General features: G+C 40.0%; 3 protein-coding genes. 2 read left to right on the top strand and 1 reads right to left on the bottom strand.

The window, feature by feature from the left end; translation table 11 throughout:
* Positions 1–2: 2 nt before the first annotated feature.
* On the bottom strand, positions 3–2,072 hold the full coding sequence (locus GQR42_RS20150) for an ABC transporter ATP-binding protein/permease (RefSeq protein WP_158201340.1): 2,070 nt from the start codon (positions 2,070–2,072) through the stop codon (positions 3–5).
* A gap of 575 nt (positions 2,073–2,647) precedes the next feature.
* Here GQR42_RS20150 and GQR42_RS20145 point away from each other — a divergent pair.
* Both GQR42_RS20145 and GQR42_RS20140 read left to right on the top strand, forming a co-directional pair.
* Complete coding sequence (locus tag GQR42_RS20145; protein ID WP_158201339.1) at positions 2,648–12,391, top strand: non-ribosomal peptide synthetase; 9,744 nt, start codon at positions 2,648–2,650, stop codon at positions 12,389–12,391.
* Positions 12,388–26,478 carry a non-ribosomal peptide synthase/polyketide synthase gene (locus tag GQR42_RS20140; protein ID WP_158201338.1) on the top strand — a complete coding sequence of 4,697 codons (14,091 nt, stop codon included), beginning with the start codon at positions 12,388–12,390 and terminating at the stop codon, positions 26,476–26,478. The genes GQR42_RS20145 and GQR42_RS20140 overlap by 4 nt, the downstream gene beginning before the upstream one ends.
* The last annotated feature ends 56 nt before the right edge of the window (positions 26,479–26,534 follow it).

Below are 26,534 nucleotides of genomic sequence, written 5' to 3'. Positions count from 1 at the left end.
AGCTAAACTCTTAGCCATTTTAAGATTTTAGGGTCTTTGTCATAGCGATAGGTCAGTCCGTCTTTCCCCGTAATTGATTTTCCCTGACTGGCTTTGCTTCTAATGCTACTGAGGGAATAGTCGCTTAATTCCTTCATTTGTGCATGGGAAAGTCCCTCTTCGACTTCTGTTAAGATTGTTGTTGTTGGCGATTCGGGGGGGGGTTCCCCGGCAGAATTGATTTTAGGATTGACCTCGGTTTCCTGATTCGGTAAATCTTCGAGCCTAGTTTGAGAATTATCGACAGAAATATTAATAATTTCTTTCACTTTTTGTCGGCGATATTCCTCCACTGTAAGCAGTTGCCAATGGGAATTACTAGAGAGTTCTAAAACCCATTGATGATAGTTAAAGAGACTTTCCCGATGTCCGACACTAATAAAAGTTGTGTGAGTTTTCTGCAATTGCCGATATAAATTTTCCTCATTGTTTAAGTCCAAAGCACTTGTGGCTTCATCGAGGATAGTAAAACTGGGACGGGTAATTAATACCCTAGCAAAAGCCAAACGTTGTTGTTCTCCCAGGGACAAAATGTTTTCCCAAGGCTCTTCTGTATCAAAGCTATTAACTCGATTTAGTAAATTTTGGAGATTGACTTCTTGCAAAACTTCCCTCAATCTTATCTCATTGGTTTCTTGATTACGATTGGGATAAAGTAACTGTTCTCGCAAGGTTCCTAATATTATATAGGGACGTTGGGGCAGAAACAATACTTCTTCTAGGGGGGGACGAACTAATCGGCCAGTTCCGGCATTCCATAAACCGGCGATAGCGCGTAGCAAGGAACTTTTACCCCGACCACTCGGCCCGACAATTAATAAACCTTGTCCGGGCTGAACAGAAAGGGAGAGGTTTTCGACAATCACCTGTTCATAATCGGGAGTTTGCAAGGTGACATCTTCAAAGGAAAATTGGTTTTCTTCGATGGTTTTAATCGTGCTTAAATTTTCGGGTTGTTTAATGACTTCTTCTAAGGCTTGGGAAAATTGCGATAGACGTTCAACATAACTGCTAAATTGTGCCGAAGTGCCAAATTCACTAATTAATTCCGCCAGCGCCGTAGCAAACAAATTAGCCGCTAAACAGGCTTGCCCGACCTGTCCGAAACTAATGCCCTCACTATTGATATACAAAGGACCCAAAATGACAAAAGTAAATACTTGAATTGCCGCCTGATAGCCCCGACTAAAAATTTCTGTGCCTCTCTCCCAATCAATTTTACGTTTAGCGCTGTCTAAGAGTTTATTAAATCGCCGCTGAATAATATTTAATTCCTGATTTTCTCCCTCAAAGAAAGCGATTGACTCCGCATGATTACGAATGTGGGTTAGAGCATAATTGTAGTTAGCCTTAAGTTCTAATTCTTCTTGAGTAATTTTATTTAAAGCTTGGTTAAAATAGATAGCAATGACGTTACCGAGAATTGTCCAAACGACTAAAATAATGGCGACAGAGGAAGAAATTGACCAGAGAATCACTAAAAAAGTGATCATATCTAGGACATTTTCCAGGGCAACGGCAAAAAAGGAGAGAGCTTTACTGGTAATCGGCTCAATTTCCTGGGATAAACGCTGATCTGGGTTGTCGATATCGGATTTAAAATTAATTCTGTAATAGGCGCGATTATGCAAATATTTGTTGAGAATCCAGTCATTGAGCCAAGCATACCAATCCAGGGCGATTCTTTTTCTGAGAAATTTAAGCAAGCCAACTAAAAGGGTGACAAAGAGCAGTCCAACCGCAAAAACTACCAAAGTTTTGACAAATTTATCAAAATCACTTTTTTCAAGAATGACATCAACTAAGTAATTACTAACAAAGCTATTGAAGGCATTTAAGCCTACAACCGCTAGGATTGCCCCGATTAGTAGGATGAGCATTGCCCAAGCTTGGATCACATCGGAAAAAGTCCTTCCCCCCGACTCGGTAGGATACCAATAGGGAGCAGCGATCAGCTTGACACTGTGCCAAAATTTGCTGACATCGGAGATAATATTAGTCGTCGATCGATCTTGAGGGACTTTGGCGGACATATAGCATTTATATTTGAGTTGTGGACATTTTGCTGGAATAATTTTAGATTTTGGCTGGATTGGTGGATTAGAAGGCAATTGGCGAAAATATAAAGCTCCCCGACAATTTTAAGGTTATTGTGTTTGAGTTGTGCTAACATACTCCCGTCGCTTTATCTGTCAGTGTAAAGAGATGGCTTTCTCAGCCCCCTGCTACTGCTTTTTTAACCCTCGTTATCTTACTACAAGTAACCGTTGTTTGGATAGCTAAAGCTAGTGAGCGCTTCTCAGACTACCACATATTACCGAATTTCGTTGACCATGACAAATTTTCTTTTCTATGATAGGATTTCATGGTACAGTTTTCAAAGCAATGAGGTGCGCCGATTTTCTTCCCTGTTCCCTGTTCCCTCAAAGCGATAACAGACCTTGCGACATCATGGTGAAAAATGTTCGATATATGTTACATTTTGTACTCGGCTTCCTTGCGCCCCTACAGTGGGGCAAATTCGGTTTCTGTAGAGGCATAAAGCATACGCCCTCCCCTAGAAATCTTTTTTTATCATCACAAATGCGGGCTAGTCATGAGTAGAAATATGAAAACAATTTACCCACTTTCACCGGGTCAAGAAGCAATGTGGTTAATCTGGAAAATTGCTCCAGAGAGCGTTGCTTATAATACATTTATTACTGCAAAAATTCATGCTTATTTAGAGATTGCTGTTGTCAATCGTGTCTGGCAAAAAATTATTGAAAAGCACCCGATTCTGAGAACCACATATACCAGTTATGAGGGCAAACCGGTACAGCAGGTTAACCAGCAAGAGAATTTTCAGGTTGAGGTAATAGATGCCAGCGACTGGAGGGAAGAGCAATTAGTAGAAAAAATCTATGCTATTGCTGACCACCCTTTTAACTTAGAAAAAGATTCAGTTTTGCGGGTGAATTTATTTACTCGTTCAGCAGAAGAACACATTCTCTTGCTGACAATGCACCACATTGCTGGCGATATGTGGTCCTATGATTTACTGCTGAGTGAATTTCAATCTTTATATCCAGAGGAAGTGGAGCAATTTAGTCAACAGCAGACAGAAACAGCCCCAGATTCTTGGAATGAAAATAAAACCTATGCAAATTTTGTCCAATGGCAAGCAGCAATGCTATCGGGTAATAGGGGAGAAAAACTGTGGCAATATTGGCAACAACAATTAGCTGGCGAATTGCCAATTTTGCATCTGCTTCCCGACAAACCCCGCCCCCCAGTAAAGACCTATCAAGGAGCCTCATACATTGTCAAGCTAGATGAACAGTTAACTGAAAAACTCAGGTATCTAGCTTCAGCATCGAAAACCAGTCTTTATCAGATTCTGCTTACAGCATTTTACGTCCAACTTTACCGCTACACCAATCAAACAGATATCCTCTTATGCAGCCCGATGAGAGGACGGCCGGCTAAAGAATTTAAAGAGATTGTCGGCTACTTTTCTAACCTGACCGTTTTAAGAGTTTCTGTCCAGGAGAATGCCACATTTACAGAACTTCTTGCTCAAGTCAGCAAAATAGTTAGACAAGCACAAAAGCATCAAGATTACCCATTTTCTCTGTTAGCAGAAAAACTCCAGCCACAACGCGATCCCAGCCGTTCGCCTTTCTCTCAAGTTAGTTTTGCTTGGCAAGCACAAACTTGGTGTGAACCAAAAAATAATTCCTTGCATCTGCAAAAATCAGTGTTGCCAATGGAGCCACACTTGTTCGGACAACAGGGCGGACACTTGGATTTGAGTTTAATGGTAAGGGAAGCGAAAGGGGAGATTGAGCCGTGTTGGCAATACAATACTGATTTATTTGAAGCTGTTACTATTGAGCGTATGGCCAAGCATTTTGTCAGATTGCTCAACTCCATTGTGCTTAATCCACAGCAGCCCATTTTCCAATTATCAATGCTCACAGAAGTTGAGCAGCGGCAGTTACTTTTTGAGTGGAATAATACTCAAGTTGACTATCCCTCTGATAAATGTATTCATCAGTTATTTGAGGAACAGGTAAAACGCACACCCGACGCAGTAGCAGTTGTATATTCAGGTCAACAATTAACCTACAATGAGTTAAATTGTCGTGCCAATCAATTAGCCCATTATTTGCGAAAATTAGGCGTAAAAGCTGATACTTTAGTCGGCATTTCCCTTGAGCGTTCCCTAGAGATGATAGTGGGGTTATTAGGAATCTTAAAAGCGGGTGGTGCATATCTACCTCTCGATCCAGATTATCCCAGTGAACGGCTACAATTTGCCATCGCTGATGCTCAACTGTCATTATTGCTCACTCAAGAGGGATTAATCGATAAATTACCCGAACATCAAGCGCGGTTAATCTTGTTAGAGCAGATTGGGGAAGAACTCAACCAAAATAGCCAGGATAACCTCACAGGAGTAGTAACAGCCAATAATTTAGCTAATCTCATTTATACCTCTGGTTCTACAGGAAAACCCAAAGGGGTAATGGTGGAACATCGGGGACTATTTAACCTAGCTCAAGCGCAAATTAAAACCTTTAACGTACAGTCAAACTCTCGCATTCTCCAGTTTGCTTCCCTCAATTTTGATGCTTCTATCTCGGAAATTATCATGGCCATGGGAGCAGGTGCAGCCCTTTATTTAGACAGCAAAGATGCTTTAATGCCTGGGTTGCCATTAATGGGAATATTAAAAGATTATGATATTACCCATATTACTTTACCCCCCTCAGCCTTAGCGGCTTTGCCCCTAGAAGAAATACCAGAGTTACAAACAATTATTGTGGCAGGAGAAGCTTGTTCAGAAGAATTGATCAAACAATGGGCTAGAGGGAGAAATTTCTTTAATGCTTATGGACCGACAGAAACCAGCGTTTGTGCCACGGTAGAAAAATGGACAGATGAAACTCTGAAAGTAACTATTGGTCGTCCCATTGCTAACACCCAAGTTTATATCTTAGACTCCCATTTACAACCTGTTCCTGTGGGGGTAGCTGGAGAATTACATATTGGTGGTATGGGATTAGCGCGGGGTTATCTCAATCGTCCCGAATTAACCCAAGAAAAATTTATCCCTAATCCTTTTGAGAAGGATGAAGTGATCCCCCCAACCCCCCTTAATAAGGGGGGCAATGAGCCGTCAAAATTATATAAAACGGGAGATTTATGTCGGTATTTACCCGATGGTAAAATCGAATATTTAGGACGGATTGACAATCAGGTTAAAATTCGCGGTTTCCGTATTGAATTGGGAGAAATTGAAACCGTTCTTAGTCAGCACAATGCAGTAAAAACGGCTGTTGTAATTGCCCAAGAAGATGAGACAAATCAGAAACGTTTAGTCGCCTATATTATTCCCCAAAAAGAGATTATTTCCGCCCCAAAAGAGAAAAATTCGCTTAATGTTACTGAACTGCGGCAATTCCTGAAAGCCAAGTTACCAGAGTATATGATTCCTAGTGCCTTTGTCATTTTGGAATCCCTACCCTTAACGCCTAATGGTAAAATCGATCATCCTGCTTTACCGGCTCCCGAATTCCAAAGCCAAGAGCAGTATATCGCGCCGCGTAACCCCATTGAGGAGATATTATCCTCGATTTGGGCAAAAGTGTTAAAAGTTGCACAGGTGGGGATTCACGACAACTTCTTTGAGTTAGGTGGACATTCATTATTAGCAACGCAACTAATTTCGCGCATCCGTGAGGCTTTTCAGGTAGAAATGCCCTTACGCGAGTTATTTGTTGCACCGACAATAGCCGAATTGTCCCAAGAAATAAAACGGCTTTCCGAAGGAGAACAACTAACTGAACTGCCGATTTTACCCAGGGACAAAACAGCAGAACTACCCCTATCTTTTGCTCAGACTCGTCTCTGGTTTTTGGCTGAATTTGAGTCGAATAGTTCTTTTTATAATATACCACTAGCCTTGCGTTTAGAGGGAAACCTGAACTCAGAAATCTTAATTCAGAGTTTAGAAGAAATTTGTGATCGCCATGAAGCTTTACGCACCAACTTTATTACCGTTGATGGTATCCCTACCCAAGTTATACAGACACGAACCTGGACAGTTACGGTTGTTGATTTACAGCATTTATCTGGTAGTGAAAAAGTAATTGCGTCTCAAGAGTTAGCACAAAATCAAGCGATTCAACCCTTTGACTTAGCTGGTGAACCCTTAATCAGAATCACTTTATTGGTGTTATCTGAAACGGAACATCTCTTATTAGTCTGTATGCACCATATTGTCAGTGATGGCTGGTCAATGGAGGTATTTCTTCAGGAACTAACCGCCCTCTATAATGCTTATATTCAGGGTTTATCTTCGCCTCTAAATCCCCTATCTATCCAGTATGGAGATTTTACCCTTTGGCAAAGACAATGGCTGCAGGGAGAAGTCTTAGAAAACCAATTAAATTATTGGAAAAAACAATTAGCAGACGCACCAACTTTCTTACCCTTACCAACAGATAAACCTCGTCCAGCAGTCCAAACATTTACTGGGGCACATCAAGAGTTTCAACTATCCCTTGAACTCACCCAAAAGCTAACAGAATTAAGTCAGCAACAAGGTGTAACAATGTTTATGACATTGTTAGCAGCCTATGGAATATTACTTTATCGTTATACAGGACAATCAGACATCTTAATAGGCACACCTATAGCTAACCGTAACCGTCGTGAAATTGAGAGTTTAATCGGCTTTTTTGTGAACACCTTAGTAATGCGGACTGACTGTTCAGAAAATCCCAGTTTTCAGGAATTATTGATGAGAGTGCGGGAAATGTCATTAGGTGCTTATGCTCATCAAGATTTACCTTTTGAAATGTTAGTAGAAGCGTTACAACCAGAGAGAAATCTTAGTCATAACCCCATCTTTCAAGTATGGTTTAATCTCCTTAACTTGGAGGACACCCAACTGGAACTTTTTGGATTGTCTGTAGAACCTATACTCATAACAGAGGGAGACTCTAAATTTGACTTAAGCTTATATGTTCAAGAACAAAAACAAGGCATCAAACTAAATTTACTCTACAATGAAGATTTGTTCAATGTAGACACAATTTCCAAAATGCTCTCGCATTATCAAACATTACTAGAAAGTATTGTTGCTAACTCAGAACGGAAAATTTCTACTTTAGCCTTGTTAACAGAAAAGGAACGTTATTATCTGAAAAAATGTGGTAACGTCGTCTCTCCATCTAACCACTTTATAGAATTTCGTAAACAAGATATTGAACAATCAATTCCTGCTAGATTTCGGGAACAAGTTCAGAAATATCCCCATCATCTTGCTGTCCATACTAATAATTATCATTGGACATATAGTGAATTGAATTATCGGGTGAATCAAATAGCACAGGCAATCCTGAAACAAAGCACATTTAAAGAAGAAAGAATTGCTCTATTATTTGAACATGATGCACCAATGGTAGCTGCAATCTTAGGAGTTTTAAAAGTTGGTAAAACCTATGTTCCCTTAGATCCAAATTATCCCCATAAAAGAGTTGTTTACATTCTTGAAGACTCCCAAGCTAGTATGATTCTAACTAATAATAAAAATTTAGATCGTGCTCAAGAATTAACTAAGGGTATTATTCCTATCATCAACATAGATAACATCGATTTTGCTAGTTTTTTCAATGAAGAAGAACGAGAAATATCACCAAATACTATTGCCTATATTCTCTATACATCGGGTTCTACAGGACAGCCAAAAGGAGTTATTCAAAACCATCGCAATGTTCTACACTTCATCAGAAACTACACTAATAATCTTCACATCAACGAGCAGGATGGATTAACATTGCTTTCATCCTACAGCTTTGATGCGGCAATTGTAGATATTTTTGCTGCTATCTTAAATGGTGCAACCTTATATCCAATTGATCTTAGAGAAGAAGGTATAAGTGAGCTCTTTCAGTTGTTGCAATCACAGAGGATCACAATTTATCACTCAACACCAACTTTATATCGGCATTTTGTTAGCAATCTGAGTAAAGGTGAAAAGCCGAATCAGATTCGTATTGTAGTTTTAGGAGGAGAGGAAGTTGTCAAAAAAGATGTTGATTTATATAAAGAACATTTCTCAGATCAATGTATACTTGTCAATGGTTTAGGTTCAACAGAGTCTTCTTTTACTTTGCAATATTTAATCGCTCAACAAACAGAAATCATTCGCAATACTGTACCAGTTGGTTATCCATTTGAGGAAACTGAAATTATCCTGCTAAATGAAGTTGGTGAAACCACTGCTATTTATGGAGAAATTGCTATTAGAAGTCCATATATTGCCTTGGGTTATTGGCAGAAACCTGAATTAACTCAAGCTGTTTTTGTTCCCGACTGGGAATTTAGTGGGAGACGGATTTACCGCACGGGAGATTTGGGTCGTTTAAGAGGAGATGGTAAACTTGAATTTTTAGGAAGAAAGGATTTTCAGGTCAAAATACGGGGATTCCGTATTGAATTAGGAGAAATTGAAACAGTATTAAACCAACATTCTCAAGTGCAATCATCGGTTATTATTGCTCGCGAAGATACCCCAGGAAATAAACGTTTAGTTGCCTACATTGTCCCTCAAAAAGAGGCAACACCTACCCCTAATGAATTACGGCAATTCTTAAAGGAAAAGCTGCCAGATTATATGATTCCCAGTGCTTTCGTAATCCTAGAATCATTACCCTTAACACCTAATGGTAAAATTGACCGACGCGCTTTACCTGCACCCGAACAAAGTTACGAAAGAACAAACAAATTTATCTTACCCCGTAACCCCATTGAAGAAATACTGGTAACAATTTGGTCTGAGGTTTTAAAGGTCAAACAACTAAGCATTAATGATAACTTCTTTGAACTAGGAGGACACTCATTATTAGCTACTCAACTTATCTCCCGCATTCGCACTAATTTCTCAATAGAAATCCCTTTGCGTAGTCTATTTACAGCACCAACAATTGAAGAACTAGGACAGCAAATTCAACATTTACAGCAACAGGATTTAACTCTATCTGCACCCCCCATATTAGCAAGGGATAAACAGTCTGACTTATTGTTGTCTTATGCTCAAACTCGTTTATGGTTTTTAGATCAATTAGAACCTAATAGTGCTTTCTATAATATTCTTGTAGCCTTACGTTTGCAAGGTCATCTTAATCGGTCTGCTTTAACACAAAGTTTAGAGGGAATTATTCAACGTCACGAAGCATTACGGACTAATTTTATTACCGTTAATGGACAACCAACTCAAGTTGTTCAAACAGTAACAAATTGGACAGTATCAGTAATTGACTTACAACATTTATCACCAGAAGAACAAGAAATTGCTGCAACCGATTTAGTCAAGGAAGAATCATTTAAACCCTTTGATTTAGCTAATGAAGCATTAGTAAGAGCCACCTTAATCGTGCTGAATAATAACGAGTATTGGTTATTATTATCTCTGCACCATATTATTAGTGATGGTTGGTCAAGGGGTGTATTTATTGAAGAATTAACAGCGTTATATAATGCTTATAATCAAGGTCAACCTTCACCCCTAAAACCCTTACCAATTCAGTACGCTGATTTTGCAATTTGGCAAAGACAATGGTTGCAGGGAGAAGTCTTAGAAAACCAATTAAATTATTGGAAAAAACAACTAGCAGACGCACCAACTTTCTTACCACTACCAACAGATAAACCTCGTCCAGCAGTCCAAACATTTACCGGGACACATCAAGAGTTTCAACTATCCCTTGAACTCACCCAAAAGCTAACAGAATTAAGTCAGCAACAAGGGGTAACAATGTTTATGACATTGTTAGCAGTTTATGGAGTATTACTTTATCGTTATACAGGACAATCAGACATCTTAATAGGCACACCTATAGCTAATCGTAACCGTCGTGAAATAGAGAGTTTAATCGGCTTTTTTGTGAACACCTTAGTAATGCGGACTGACTGTTCAGAAAATCCTAGTTTTCAGGAATTATTGATGAGAGTTAGAGAAATGTCTTTAGGTGCTTATGCTCATCAAGATTTACCCTTTGAAATGTTAGTAGAAGCCTTACAAACAGAGAGAAATCTTAGTCATACTCCTCTATTTCAGGTAATGTTTGTCCTTCAAAATACTCCCCTATCTGAAATAGAGTTAATGGGTTTAACTATTGATTCTTTACCCTTAGAAGGTGAAATAGCTAAGTTTGATTTAACCCTATCAATGCAAAATACAGAGACGGGATTAATGGGGGTTTGGGAATACAATACTGACCTATTTAATAGCGAGACTATTGAGAGAATGAACGGTCATTTTCTGACTCTACTTGAGGGGATTATTACTAATCCGAGTGAGAGAGTTTCTCAATTACCTTTGTTAACTAAAGTTCAACAACAACAGTTATTAATTGACTGGAATAATACTGAGGTAGATTACCCTGCTAATAAGTGTATTCATCAGTTATTTGAGGAGCAAGTTGAACGGACTCCTAATGCTGTAGCAGTAACTTATGAAAATGAATCCTTAACTTATCGAGAATTAAATAATCGTGCTAATCAATTAGCACATTATTTGCGGAAATTAGGCGTAAAAGCTGATACTTTAGTCGGTATTTCCCTTGAGCGTTCCTTAGAGATGATGGTGGGATTATTAGGTATTCTCAAGGCAGGTGGTGCTTATGTACCTCTTGACCCAGATTATCCCCAAGAACGCCTGAGCTTCATGTTAGAAGACTCTCAGGTAAAAGTGTTAGTAACTCAAGCAAAATTAGTCAAGTCTATTCCTGAACATCAAGCACAACTTATCTGTTTAGATACAGAATGGGAAAAAATCGCTCAAAATATCACCTCAAACCCCGAAAGCGTAGCAAAACCAGAGAATTTAATCTATATTATCTATACATCCGGTTCCACAGGGAAACCGAAAGGCGTTTTAGTCAATCACTCCAATGTCGTGCGATTATTTGCCGCTACAGATGCTTGGTATAATTTCAATAGTCAAGATGTCTGGAGTCTATTTCATTCCTACGCTTTTGACTTTTCGGTGTGGGAAATGTGGGGAGCTTTGTTATATGGTGGACGCTTAGTAGTTGTCCCCTACTTAGTGACCCGTTCTACCGAAGCATTTTATCAGCTATTGTGTCAAGAAAAAGTCACAATTCTCAATCAAACTCCTACCGCTTTCCGTCAGTTAATTCAAGCTGAAGAATCCTTAAAAGGAAGTTTTCCCTTATCAAGGGGGGATCGTTCATCGACAACAGATAACGATTTAAGCTTACGTTTAGTTATTTTTGGAGGAGAAGCTTTAGAAATTAACAGCTTACAACCTTGGTTTCAGCGCCATGGCGACCAATGCCCCCAATTAGTTAATATGTACGGAATTACAGAAACTACCGTTCATGTCACCTATCGACCATTAAGTATGAACGACTTGAATAGTACAGCTAGTGTGATTGGTCGTCCCATTCCCGACTTACAGGTGTATTTACTAGACCAACATTTACAACTTGTACCGGTTGGTGTACCCGGGGAGATGTATGTGGGGGGTGCCGGAGTAACAAAAGGTTATCTCAATCGTCCTGAATTAACAACGGAAAGGTTTATTTCTAGTCCTTTTGAGAAGGATGAAGTGATCCCCCCAACCCCCCTTAATAAGGGGGGCAATGAGCCGTCAAAATTATATAAAACGGGAGACTTAGGGCGTTATTTACCCGATGGTAATATTGAATATTTAGGACGCATTGACAATCAAGTTAAGATTCGGGGTTTTCGGATTGAGTTGGGGGAAATCGAAGCATTATTAGCATCTCATCCCCAGATTTGGGAAACAGTAGTAATAGTGAGGGATGATGCAACAGGAGATAAGCGTCTTGTGGCCTACATTGTGCCACAATCGGAAAAAACGATTACCATTAACGAAATACGGCAATTCCTGAAAGCTAAATTACCCGATTACATGATACCTAATGCTTTCGTTATTTTAGATGCCTTACCCCTTACTGCTAATGGAAAAATAGATAGTCGAGCTTTACCCCCACCAGAATCTAGTAGTGAAGCATCAGACAAATATGCTGCTCCGCGTAACCCGATCGAGGATATATTAGTAACTGTTTGGTCAGAAGTGCTAAAAGTCGAGAAAGTGGGTATAAATGATAACTTCTTTGAACTGGGAGGCCATTCCCTACTAGCCACTAAATTAGTAGCACAGATACGCGATCGCTTGAAAGTTGAACTTCCCTTACGTCAGTTATTCAACTCAGCCACACTAGCAGAATTAGCCCAAGGGATTGAACAGTTAAAACAGGAAAAATCCGATACGATTATTCCAGCTATTTTACCAAGAAAAAGAAAATGAATTTTGAAGAATTACCCCTATCTTATGCCCAACAGCGTTTATGGTTCTTAGATCAATTAGAACCAAACAGTCCCTTTTATAATATTTCCCTGGCCTTGCATTTAGCAGGAAATCTCCAGGTAAATGTCCTCGAAAAAAGCCTACAAGAAATTATTCAGCGCCATGAGTCCCTCCGCACAAATTTCGCCACTATTGAGGGAAATCCTGTACAAGTAATTAAACCAGAAAGTAATTGGCAATTAACGCTTGTCAATGGGAAAGACAGCCCAAAATATCGAGAAGAGCAGGAAATAAAAAAATGGCTAGAAATTCACAGTCATCAACCCTTTGATTTAGCCAATGACTCCCTGATTAGGGCCACCCTACTCAAGTTATCAGACACAGAACATTTTTTGCTGATTTGTCTGCACCATATTGTCTCTGATGGTTGGTCAATGGGGGTATTTATTCAGGAATTGACAACCCTTTATAATGCCTATACTAAAGGTTTAGAACCTCTTTTACCAGAGTTACCCATCCAGTATGCAGACTTTGCCATTTGGCAAAGGGAGTATTTACAGGAAGAAATCCGACAAAATCAGTTAAATTACTGGCAAAAACAGTTAGCAGCCGCACCCGCTTTATTACATCTACCTACGGATTATCCCCGTCCTCTACAACAAAGTTTTCAGGGAGATCGGATAAAATGTAACCTTTCTCCAGAACTTAGTCAAGGGTTAAATAAGCTGAGTCGGGAAAAAGGTGTCACCTTATTTATGACCCTCCTGACCGCATTTCAGACTCTACTCTATCGTTACACAGGACAAACAGACATTTTAGTCGGTACTCCCATCGCTAACCGTACTCGTAGCGAATTAGCTGGGTTAATCGGCTTTTTTGTCAATACCTTAGTCTTAAGAACAGATTTAGCTGGAAATCCCAGTTTTAGCGAGTTATTAAAACAGGTACGAGAAACGGCAACGGATGCTTACGACCATCAAGATTTACCTTTTGAGATGTTAGTAGAAGCACTACAACCTGAAAGAAACATGAGTTATACTCCTTTGTTTCAGGTAATGTTTGGCTTAGATAATGAAATTGTAGATAGCATAGATTTAGAAGGAATAAAAGCCACTCGTCAGCCTTTGGAATTTAAGACCGCTAAGTTTGACTTAAGTTTATCTATACAGGTAAAAGAAGCTGGATTAACTGCAATTTGGGAATATAATACAGATTTATTTAATCAAAGCACAATTGAGCAACTATCAGGGCATTTTGTTAACCTATTAACCGGGATTATTGCTAATCCAGAACAAGCAATTAGTCAATTACCCTTACTAACAGAAAGTGAAACTAATCAGCTATTATTTAACTGGAATCAAACTCAAATTGACTACAAAAATGATTTGTGTCTGCAGCAGTTGTTTGAACAACAAGTAGAACTAAACCCACAGGTGATCGCAGTTAAATTAGAAAATGAGTTTTTCACCTATCAAGAATTAAATAATCGTGCTAATCAATTGGCACATTACCTACAATCTTTGGGAGTAAAAGCCGATAGTTTAGTCGGTATTTTTGTTGAACGTTCCCTAGATATGATCATCGGAATACTGGGAATACTTAAAGCTGGGGGAGCATATATTCCTTTAGATATTGATTATCCCCCAGAGCGCATTGAGTATCTCCTTGAAGATAGTCAACTTAGTATTCTCTTGACCCAATCTAAATTTATCGAGCAACTTCCCCAATTTCAAGGAACAACTATCTGTTTAGACCAAGACTGGTCAACAATTGCCAAACAGAGTACAGTTAAACCTTTGGTAGCAGTTGAGCAGCACAATTTAGCCTATATTATCTACACCTCTGGATCGACAGGTAAACCTAAAGGGGTAATGATTGAACATCGCTCAGTAGTCAACTATATCCTGACTACTATTCGAGAGTATGGTATTACAGCAGATGATCGAGTTCTACAATTTTCCTCTATCTGCTTTGATGTTTCCGTTGAAGAGATATTTTATAGTTTGTTATCGGGTGCAACATTGGTATTGCGAACAGAAGATATGTTGCGCTCTAATGAAGATTTTTGGCAATGTTGTCAAAAATGGCAATTAACAGCTTTGAGTCTTCCTACTGCCTATTGGCATCAATTAGTCTCTGAACTGACTCCTACTGCTCTGCCAATTCTCTCCAATATTAAAGTAATTTTTATTGGCGGGGAAGCCATTCAACCAGCAAAAGTCCAGCAATGGCGGACAATCACGGGCGAATATTCCCCTCTTCCTCGACTATTTAATGTTTATGGTCCAACGGAAGCAAGCATTGCGACAACTTTCTACGAATTTACTTCACCAACTACCACCAATGTTCCCATTGGACGACCCCTCAGTAATACTCAGGTTTATATTCTTGATGCTTGCTTACAACCCGTTCCTGTGGGGGTAGCCGGAGAATTACATATTGGCGGTGTCGGGTTAGCTAGGGGTTATTTTAATCGTCCCGAATTAACTCAAGAGAAATTTATTTATTTAGAGAATGGGGGACAGTTACAAGGGGAACGTCTATATAAAACGGGAGACTTAGCGCGTTATTTACCCGATGGCAATATTGAGTATTTAGGACGGATTGACAATCAGGTAAAAATTCGCGGTTTCCGCATTGAATTAGGAGAAATTGAAACTGTTCTTAGTCAGCACAGTGGGATAAAAACGGCTGTTGTTATTGCCCAAGAAGATGAGACAAATCAGAAACGTTTAGTCGCCTATATTATTCCCCAAATAGAGGTTATTTCCACTCCAAAAGAGCAAAATTCACTTAATATTACTCAACTGCGGCAATTCCTGAAAGCTAAGTTACCAGAGTATATGATTCCTAGTGCATTTGTTATTTTGGAATCCCTACCCTTAACGCCTAATGGTAAGACTGATTACCGTGCTTTACCGTCCCCCGAATTCCAAAGTCAGGAGCAGTATATCGCGCCGCGTAACCCGATTGAGGAGATATTATCTTCGATTTGGGCAAAAGTGTTAAAAGTTGCACAGGTGGGGATTCACGACAACTTCTTTGAGTTGGGTGGACATTCATTATTAGCAACGCAACTAATTTCGCGCATCCGTGAGGCTTTTCAGGTAGAAATGCCCTTACGCGAGTTATTTGTTGCACCGACAATCGCCCAATTAGCACAGGAAATAAAACGGATTTCCGAAGGAGAACAACTCACTGAACTGCCGATTTTACCTAGAGACAAAACAGCAGAATTACCCCTATCTTTTGCTCAGACTCGTCTTTGGTTTTTGGCTGAATTTGAGTCGAATAGTTCTTTTTATAATATCCCCCTAGCCTTGCGTTTAGAGGGAAACCTGAACTCAGAAATCTTAATTCAGAGTTTAGAAGAAATTTGCGATCGCCATGAGGCTTTACGCACCAACTTTATTACCGTTGATGGTATCCCTACCCAGGTTATACAACCACGAACCTGGACAGTTACGGTGGTGGATTTACAGCATTTATCTAGCAGTGAAAAAGTAATTGCGTCCCAAGAGTTAGCACAAAACCAAGCGATTCAACCCTTTGACTTGGCCGGTGAACCCTTAATCAGAATCACTTTAGTCGTGTTATCTGAAACGGAACACCTCTTATTAGTCTGTCTGCACCACATTGTCAGTGATGGCTGGTCAATGGGAGTATTTCTTCAGGAACTAACCGCCCTCTATAATGCCTATATTCAGGGTTTATCTTCGCCTCTAAATACCCTATCTATCCAGTATGGAGATTTTACCCTTTGGCAAAGACAATGGCTGCAGGGAGAGGTATTGCAACAGCAACTAGACTACTGGCAAAAACAGTTAGCAGATGCACCGGCCCTCCTATCTTTACCAACAGATAGACCTCGACCCAATCAACAAAGTTTTGCCGGGGGACATTTACCCTTTAGCCTTTCCCTAGAATTAACCGAAAAACTGACCCAATTAACCCAGGAACAGGGTGTCACCTTATTTATGACCCTGCTAACAGCTTATGCTGTCTTACTTTCCCGTTATACAGAACAGGAAGACATCTTAATTGGTACTCCCATTGCTAACCGTAATCGCAGGGAAATTGAAGGTTTAATCGGCTTTTTTGTCAATACTTTAGTCCTGCGAATTGACTTGTCAGGTAAACCCAATTTTAATCAGTTATTGGGTCGAGTACGAGAAATGGCAATGGATGCCTATGCTCATCAGGATTTGCCTTTTGAAATGTTAGTAGAAGTCCTACAACCTGAACGAGATTTAAGTCACGCGCCTTTATTTCAAGTGGATTTTCTGTTGCAAAATAGTCCCCCGTCTCCCTTAGAACTAATAGACTTAACCGCCACTCCCCTCACCACAGAAAATGACACCGCCAAATTTGATTTAACCTTGGCGATGGAGAATACCGGTGCAGGATTACAAGGGGTATGGGAATACAATACCGATTTATTTGATCGCAGTACCATTGAGCGATTAACAGGAAATTTCATCACCTTACTAGAAGCATTGGTTGCTAATCCGCAACAGCCAATTTTCCAACTACCATTATTAACCCAATTAGAGGCAAAAGAATTATTACAAGACTGGAATGCTACCGAAAAAGCATATACTTTCCATCAGTGTGTTCATCATTTATTTGAAGAACAAGCAGCCAGAACACCGGATGCAGTAGCAGTGGTATTTGACGGTCAAGAATTAACCTATCAAGAATTAAATATTCAGGCGAATCAATTAGCTCATTATTTACAATCTTTGGGAGTAAGTTCAGAAGTTTTAGTTGGCATTTATCTAGAGCGGTCGCTGTTAGTTATTGTCGGATTATTGGCAGTTCTCAAAGCTGGGGGAGCCTATATACCTTTAGACCCAGATTATCCCCAGCAACGGTTGACTTATATGGCAGAAGATGCCCAAATTTCTCTACTGCTAACTCAAGAAAGTTTACTCGATTCTTTGCCAGTAGAAGATCTGGGGGTAATTGTCTTAGATAAATTAGCTGAAAAATTGACGGTTCAAAGTCCAGAAAATCCCCTCAGTGAAGTGGTTCCAGAAAATTTACTGTGCCTATTATATACATCTGGTTCAACGGGTAAACCTAAAGGAGTGATGTTAACTCACGCAGCCTTAGTTAATCATAGTTGGGGCATTAGTGAAGTATTCGGTTTAACAGAATCTGATCGCGTTTTACAGTTTGCTTCCTTTGGCTTTGATGTCGCTGCGGAAGAAATTTTTCCCACCTGGTTAAAAGGTGGCACAGTGGTCTTAAGACCGGGGCAAATGTTTGCAACCTTGACTGATTTTGCTGATTTTATCGAACAAGAAAGTCTCACCGTTTTAAATATTACCCCCGCCTATTGGCATGAATGGGCAATCGCCGTTTCCCAATCATTAGCTACTGTACCATCCAGTCTGCGGGTTGTCGCTGTGGGAGGGGATGCAGTGTTACCAGAAACCGTCAATATTTGGCGACAAATGGTCGGGAAACGGGTTCAATGTATCAATGTCTATGGCCCCACAGAAGCGTCTGTAACCGCTATAGTTCATGACTTGCTAGATTATCAGTCAGAAAAAATCAATTCGGTGCTGATTGGTCGTCCCATTGCTAATACAAAAGCCTATATCCTAGATCAAAATCTGCAACCTGTACCCATTGGAGTTAAGGGAGAATTGCATCTATGCGGTGTTCGTTTAGCGCGTGGTTATCTGAATCGTCCCGAATTAACTGCTGAAAAATTTATTGATAATCCCTTTGCTAATGCAGCTTTCAATCGTTTGTATAAAACGGGAGATTTAGCGCGTTATTTACCCGATGGTAATATTGAATGTTTTGGACGGATTGATAATCAGGTTAAAATTCGCGGATTCCGTATTGAGTTAGGAGAAATTGAAGCGGTACTTAACCAAAATATTGATGTACAAACATCTTGTGTGATTATTCGGGAAGATACTCCGGGGGATAAATATTTAGTCGCCTACATAGTAGCTCATTACGAACGGATACCGATGATTAGTGAACTGCGTCAGTTTCTGTCCAGTAAATTGCCTTTGTATATGGTTCCTCAAGCTTTTGTTTTTCTGGAATCTTTGCCCCTTACTACTAATCGTAAGGTAGATCGTCGCGCTTTACCCGCACCAGATAAAATAGGGAATCGCCGGGATCAATATGTAGCACCACGCAATGGAATTGAAGAGATGTTGGTGCAAATTTGGACAGAAATACTCAAAGTAGAGCAAGTGGGAATTTATGATAATTTCTTTGAAATTGGCGGCCATTCTCTCCTCGCAACTCAATTAGTCTCCCGGATTCGGAGTTTATTTAAAATAGAACTACCTTTGCGGAGTTTATTTGGTGCAGCGACGGTGGCCGAATTAGCGCATCTTATTGGACAACTACAGCAGCAAAATCTCACTCTAACAGTACCCCCCATTTTACCGAGAACTAAGGCTACAGAACTACCTCTATCTTTTGCTCAACAGCGTTTATGGTTTTTAGATCAATTGCAACCAAATAGCGCTTTATATAATATACCGATGGTGCTGCATTTCCGAGGCAACCTCAATCAAAAGGCCTTAGAACAAAGTTTACAAGAAATTTGCGATCACCATGAGGTATTACGGACTAATTTTGTCACGATTGATGGACAACCGACTCAAGTTATTCAAACAACAAAGGAAACAATATCAGTCGTTGATTTACAAGATTTACCCATCCATGAACAAGCAGAAAAAACACAGCAATTAAAGCAAAAACAAGCGACTCAACCCTTTGATTTAGCCAAAGAATCCTTAATCAGAATCACTTTAGTGGTGCTATCGGAGACGGAACATCTCTTATTAGTTTGTATGCACCACATTATTAGTGATGGTTGGTCAATCGAAGTGTTGATTCACGAATTGACCAGCTTATATAATGCTTATGTGCAGAATCAACCCGCAAATTTAGCTCCCTTACCGATTCAGTATGGAGATTTTGCACTCTGGCAAAAACAATGGTTACAAGGGGATGTCCTACAAAGTCAATTAAATTACTGGCAAAATCAACTAACAGCTGCACCCCCTTTATTATCTCTTCCCACAGACCACCCTCGACCTGCGGTGCAAAGCTTTGTCGGTACTCAGCAAGAATTTTCCCTTTCCCCCAAACTTAGCCAAGCTTTGACTGAATTGAGTCACCAACAAGGGGTGACATTATTTATGACGCTGTTGGCTGCCTTTGATGCTTTACTGTATCGTTATACAGGGTCAAGTGATATTTTAGTAGGAACTCCCATTGCTAACCGTAATCGCAGCGAAATTGAGGGTTTAATCGGCTTTTTTGTGAATACTTTAGTGATGCGGACGGATTTATCAGATAATCCGAGTTTTAGTCAGTTATTAACCCGTGTTCGGGAAGTGACCATGGATGCTTACGCGCACCAAGACTTACCCTTTGAAATGTTAGTCGAAGCGTTGCAACCGGAACGGGATTTGAGCCATACTCCCCTATTTCAAGTCGCTTTTGTACTGCAAAATACACCCAAGTCTGAGATTGCAATGACGGGATTAACGGTGACAGATTTACCTCCAGAAAATACCACAGCTAAGTTTGATTTAACCTTAGCAATGGTTAACACGGATGATGTCTTCAAAGGTGTCTGGGAATATAATACTGATTTGTTTGAGAGTAGCACTATTGAGCGATTATCAGGGCATTTTATTAACTTATTAGAGGGGATTGTAGCCAATCCTCAAGAGCGGATTTCCCAATTACCCTTATTGACAGAAAGCGAAACTAATCAGTTATTAATTGAGTGGAACAATACTCAAGTTGACTATCCTGAGTATAAGTGTATTTATCAATTATTTGAGGAACAAGTAAAACGTACTCCTGATGCTGTAGCGGTGGTATGTTCAGGTGAACAATTAACCTATAATGAGTTAAATTGTCGAGCTAATCAATTAGCTCATTACCTGCAAAAATTAGGAGTAAAACCTGAAGAATTATTGGGGATTTGTCTAGAACGTTCCTTAGAGATGATTGTGGGATTATTAGCTATTCTTAAAGTCGGTGGTGCTTATGTTCCTATTGACCCAGATTATCCCCAAGAACGCATTAGCTTTATGCTCCAAGATACCCAGGTTAAAATAATATTAACCTGCGAATCTTTACAGACTTCCCTGCCAAATCATCAGGCTATTGTTGTCTGTTTAGATAAAGATTGGCAACAAATTAATCAAGCAAGTCAGGAGAATGTTAACAGCACAGTTTCTGCGGATAATTTAGCCTACGTCATTTATACTTCTGGTTCTACAGGAATACCCAAGGGTGTTATCGTCACTCATCAGGCAGTTAATCGACTGGTATTAAATACCAACTACATCCAGTTTACTCCTGATGACCGCGTTGTGCAAGCGTCTAATATTGCTTTTGATGCCGCTACTTTTGAAATTTGGGGGGCTTTACTTAACGGTGCTAAGATTATTATTATCGCTAAATCAGTTTTGCTCTCACCCCAAGAATTGGCACTAAGCTTAAAGGAAAATCAGATTAGTGTCTTATTTTTAACCACAGCACTTTTTAATCAGTTAGCCAATTTAGTTCCCCAAGCTTTTAGTAACTTACGCTGCTTACTATTTGGGGGTGAAGCAGTTGAACCAAAATGGGTAGAAGAGGTACTAGAAAAAGGTGCGCCACAACGGTTGCTTCATGTCTATGGGCCAACGGAAAATACAACGTTTTCTTGCTGGTATTTAGTGGAAAAAGTAGCTTCTACAGCGACAACTATTCCCATTGGCAAAGCGATTGCCAATACCCAAATCTATTTGCTGGATAAAAATCGGCAACCTGTCCCGATTGGTGTAGTAGGAGAATTACATATTGCTGGTGCAGGATTAGCCAAAGGTTATCTTAACCGTCCCGAATTAACCCAAGAAAAATTTATTCCTAATCCTTTTAGTAATTACCCAGATTCGCGTCTTTATAAAACGGGAGACTTGGCCCGTTATTTACCTGATGGTAATATTGAATATGTAGGACGGATTGACAATCAAGTAAAAATCAGGGGTTTCCGTATCGAATTAGGAGAAATTGAAGCCTTACTCAACCAAAATCAGGCGGTACAGTCTTCTTGTGTGATTGTCCGTGAAGATAATCTAGGGGATAAACGTCTAGTTGCTTACGTTGTACCGCAACCCGAAATCAACCTGACAACTAACGAAATACGGCAATTTTTGCGAGCAAAATTACCTGATTATATGGTCCCAACGGCTTTTGTTTTTCTTGATACTTTCCCCTTAACTCCCAATGGCAAAATAGACCGCCGCGCCTTACCTGCACCAGATTTACAGAGCCAAGGTGAATATATAGCTCCCCGTAACCCCATTGAAGAAAAAATGGCCTGGATTTGGTCCGAGGTACTGAAATTAGAACGAGTCAGTATTGAGGATAATTTCTTTGAATTAGGGGGACATTCTCTGTTGGCAACTCAAGTTATTTCTCGTTTACAGGAAACCTTTGAAATTGCTTTACCCCTACGTTATCTCTTTGAATCTCCAACCATTGCTCAGTTAAGTGCGGTAATTTTAAAAGAACTGCAAACAGGTTTAGGGTTAAAGCTACCATCAATTGTACCCGTTAATCGAGAGGATGATATTCCCTTATCCTGGGCGCAAGAACGTCTCTGGTTTGTGAATCAATTAGAAGGGGAAAGTGGTGCTTATACTATTGATTTAACCATGCGTTTGCGCGGAAATCTCAATATTAAAGCCTTAGAAAAAGCTTTCCAAGCAATTATTCAACGCCATGAACCCCTACGGACTCAATTTAAACTCAAAGATAATCAACCAATACAAGCGATCGCTTCTAATGTAACTTTCACCTTACCAATTGTCAATCTGCAAAACCTCAGTCATCCTGAGCAACAGGTAAAAAAACTGTTATTAGAAGCAGCATCCGAACCCTTTGATTTAGCTAATGGTTCAGTATTACGGGTCAAATTATGGCAAGTCAAGACAGAGGAATATGTACTATTATTAGCCATTCATCATATTGCGGCAGATGGTTGGTCAATAGGTGTTTTAATCGACGAATTATCAGCCTATTATCGAAGTTTCTGCACCGGGACAAAAGCAGATTTACCTGATTTATCAATACAGTATGCTGACTTTGCCGTGTGGCAGCGTCAATGGTTAACTAATGAAGTATTAGACCGTCAATTAAGCTACTGGAAGCAACAATTAACTGGGGTTCCCCTACTACACCAACTTCCCACAGACCGTCCCCGGCCAGCAATCCAAAGTTTTCGCGGTGGGACGGAGCGACTGCAACTAGATAGTCAACTAACGCAACAATTGAAAAAACTCAGTCAAGAGTCCGGTAGCACTCTTTTTATGACATTACTAGCGGGTTTTGCTGTGTTATTGTCTCGCTATAGTAACCAAACAGATGTGGTAATTGGTTCACCAATTGCTAACCGTAACCGCACCGAAATTGAAGGGTTAATCGGCTTTTTTGTCAATACTTTAGTGTTAAGATTTGATTTATCTCAAGAACCGACCTTTGAGGATTTTCTCGCGCAAGTAAAACAAACTACTCAAAACGCCTACGACCATCAAGATTTACCCTTCGAGATGTTAGTCGAAAAATTACAAATTGAGCGTCATTTAGATCGTAATCCTTTAACACAGATAGTTTTTGCCCTTCAGAATGCCCCTAGTTCTCCCTGGGATTTACCCGGACTAAACATTGAGGAGATACCATCGGGACTTGATTCAGTCAGGGTTGACTTAGAAGTTTACCTCTGGGATGCACCGGAAGGATTGGGCGGTTTTTGCTCCTATAACAGGGATTTATTTGCTGCTGAAACTATTGTCCGTATGATGAATCATTTGAAGAATTTGTTAGCGGCAATTGTGGAAAATCCACAGCAACCAGTGGCTTTACTTCCCTTATTAACTCCAGAGGAAAATTATCAACTATTAGAGGGGTGGAATGAAACAAAAGCTGATTACTCCTATAACAAGTGTATTCATCAATTGATTGAGGAACAAGTAGAGCGTACCCCTGATGCAGTAGCAGTAGTTTTTGAAAATCAACAGTTGACGTATGCAGAATTAAATAGTCGGGCCAATCAACTAGCTCACTATTTACGCTCTTTAGGTGTAGAAACCGAGGTAATAGTCGGTTTATGTGTAGAACGCTCTTTAGACATGATTGTGGCATTAATAGGCATCCTTAAAGCCGGGGCTGCCTATCTACCCCTTGACCCAGAATATCCTCAAGAACGCCTACAATTTATGTTAGAGGATAGTCAAGTCTCCTTATTACTAACCCAAAGTTCACTGATTGATAAACTCCCTAATCATCAAGCTAAAACTGTATTTTTAGCTGAAACTTGGGAAGAAATTAAACCAATGAACCGGGATAATTTGACAGGGAAAGTGACAGCTTCTAATTTAGCTAATGTGATTTATACTTCTGGTTCTACGGGTAAACCTAAAGGGGTGATGGTTGAACATCAAGGGTTGTGTAACCTTGCTCTAGCGCAAATTCAGACTTTTGCTGTCTCTTCTCAGAGTCGAGTGCTTCAATTTGCTTCTTTTAGTTTTGATGCCTGTATTTGGGAAATTTTGATGGCTTTGGGAGCAGGCGCTACACTTTATTTGGCAAGTAAAGATAATTTAATGCCTGGCCTACCCTTAATCAAGCAATTACGAGATAATAAGATTACTCATATTACTCTACCGCCATCAGCGTTAGCAGTGCTACCTTGGGAAAATCTTTCCTCTCTGCAAACTATTATTGTTGCCGGGGAAGCTTGCTCTCCTGAATTGGTGAAAAAATGGTCCCAGGGACGAAACTTTTTCAACGCTTATGGACCCACAGAAGGAAGTGTTTGTGCAACAGTAGCTAAATGTACGCCAGTGGATGAAAAAATAACTATCGGTCGGCCAATTCCTCATGTGCAGGTTTATATTTTAGATTCTCAATTACAACCGGTTCCTATCGGTGTGCCGGGGGAATTACACATCGGAGGAGCAGGGGTAGCCAGAGGTTATTTGAATCGTCCAGAATTGACACAAGAGAAATTTATTCCTAGTCCTTATAAGGGGGACAATCAATGGTCAAAATTATACAAAACAGGAGATTTAGCTCGTTATTTACCTGATGGAAGAATTGAATATCTGGGACGAATTGACAATCAGGTTAAAGTAAGGGGTTTCCGTCTCGAATTAGGGGAAATTGAAGCAGTTTTGAGCCAACATCCCCTAGTACAAGAAGCGGTTGTGATAGCCCGCGCTGATCAGAAAAGTGATCCTGATCATGACCAGCTTAATACTAATTTGGTAGCCTACTTAGTTCCGGCTCTCAAGGGTCAAGTATTGCCTGAACAGCTTGCTCAATGGCAGAGTGAATATGTTAGTGATTGGCAAAAGATTTACGAAGAATCCTACAGTAAAACCCAACCTGAAACCGAGGATCTCACTTTTAATATTAGTGGTTGGAATAGTAGTTATACAGGACAAGCTATTCCCCCAGCAGAAATGCGGGAATGGGTTGATCAGACAGTGAGCCGAATTTTAGGAAATCAACCACCACAACGAGTGTTAGAAATTGGTTGTGGAAGTGGGTTATTGCTATTCCGTGTGGCGAAACATTGTCAGGAATATTGGGGAGCAGATTATTCCGCTGCTACTATTAATAATCTAGAACATTTATGTGGCACAATTGAGGGTTTAGAGAGCAAAGTAAGATTATTACACCGAACAGCCGATGATTTTACCGGTATTCCCCAAGCTACTTTCGATCGAATAGTGATTAACTCTGTGGTTCAGTATTTCCCTAGTGTGGATTATCTATTACAAGTTATCGCAGGAGCAGTGAAAGCGATTGCGGATCAGGGTCAGATTTTCTTAGGTGATATCCGTAGTTTGTCCTTACTAGAGCCTTACCACGCTGCGGTACAGTTAGCTCGCGCTGAAGCTAATAAACCCCTTGAACAATGGCAAAAACAGGTGAATCAAAGTGTAGCTACCGAAGAAGAATTGCTAATTGAACCTCAGTTCTTTATTGCGCTTAAACAACGTTTTCCGCGAATTTCTTGGGTAGAAATTGCACCGAAACGGGGTCAGGCTGACAATGAGTTAACCCAATTCCGCTATGATGTTACTTTACATCTGGATACTGATGTTCAAAAAACGACAATTCCTTGGCTAAATTGGCAGCGGGATCGGTTTTCTTTAGGGCAACTACAAGATAAACTGAAACTGGAACAACCAGAATATTTAGCTATCAGGGATGTACCCAATCAACGATTACAAGAAGCACTACAAATTTTAGACTGTTTAGAAAATCCTCCGGGGGTAAAAACGGTGGGAGAATTGCGGCAATTGTTAGGAAAAAATAGTGGGATAGGGATTAATCCTGAGCAAATGTGGCAACTGGGAGAACAGTTAGGTTACACTGTTCATCTCAGTTGGTGGAAAGGTAGTCAAGATGGTTCTTTTGATGTGGTTTTCTGTCGCCAGAATGCCATCTTAGAACCGATAATAAGTAAAGTTGATGAAAAACTATACCCCAATTTTTGGGATGATGAGACAATTATTCCCAAATCCTGGACTGATTATACGAATAATCCTCTATATGGTAAATTAGTCCAGAAGTTAGTGCCACAGGTGCGGGAATTTGTCCAACAAAAGCTACCTAGTTATATGGTTCCCCAGGCTTTTGTTTTGCTTAATACCCTACCTTTGACTCCTAATGGTAAAGTAGATCGGCGAGCTTTGCCTACACCCGATACAGCTACGCGCAATTTAGCTACGGGATTTCTAGCACCTCGTACCCCGATTGAAACTCAAATAGCTCAAATTTGGAGTGAAGTTTTGGGAGTCGAACGTATTGGGATTAAGGATAATTTCTTTGAATTGGGAGGACATTCTTTGTTAGCAACTCAGGTTATCTCCCGTTCCCGCGATCTTTTCTCGGTGGAATTATCTTTACAAAATTTGCTGGAATATCCAACTATCGCTAATTTAGCCCAAATTATTGAAGTTCTTAGCGTTGCACAGGGAGAAACAGCTATGACTGACAATTTAGAAGATTATGAGGATGGTGAATTATAAAAAAGTATGGACTTTTTCATCTTCAGAGCAAACTTCGTGATTTAGAGCTAATTTAA

Source organism: Microcystis aeruginosa FD4 (genome assembly GCF_009792235.1).
In the GTDB taxonomy this organism is placed as follows: Bacteria; Cyanobacteriota; Cyanobacteriia; order Cyanobacteriales; family Microcystaceae; genus Microcystis; species Microcystis viridis.
Note: the sequence above shows the minus strand (reverse complement) of the source record. Positions and strands in the feature narration are given on the sequence as shown.

What these genes read in the sequence shown, in the direction of transcription:
- GQR42_RS20150 (WP_158201340.1), bottom strand. Translation starts at nt 2,072, where the DNA reads ATGTCCGCCAAAGTCCCTCAAGATCGATCGACGACTAATATTATCTCC.
- GQR42_RS20140 (WP_158201338.1), top strand. Translation starts at nt 12,388, where the DNA reads ATGAATTTTGAAGAATTACCCCTATCTTATGCCCAACAGCGTTTATGG.
- GQR42_RS20145 (WP_158201339.1), top strand. Translation starts at nt 2,648, where the DNA reads ATGAAAACAATTTACCCACTTTCACCGGGTCAAGAAGCAATGTGGTTA.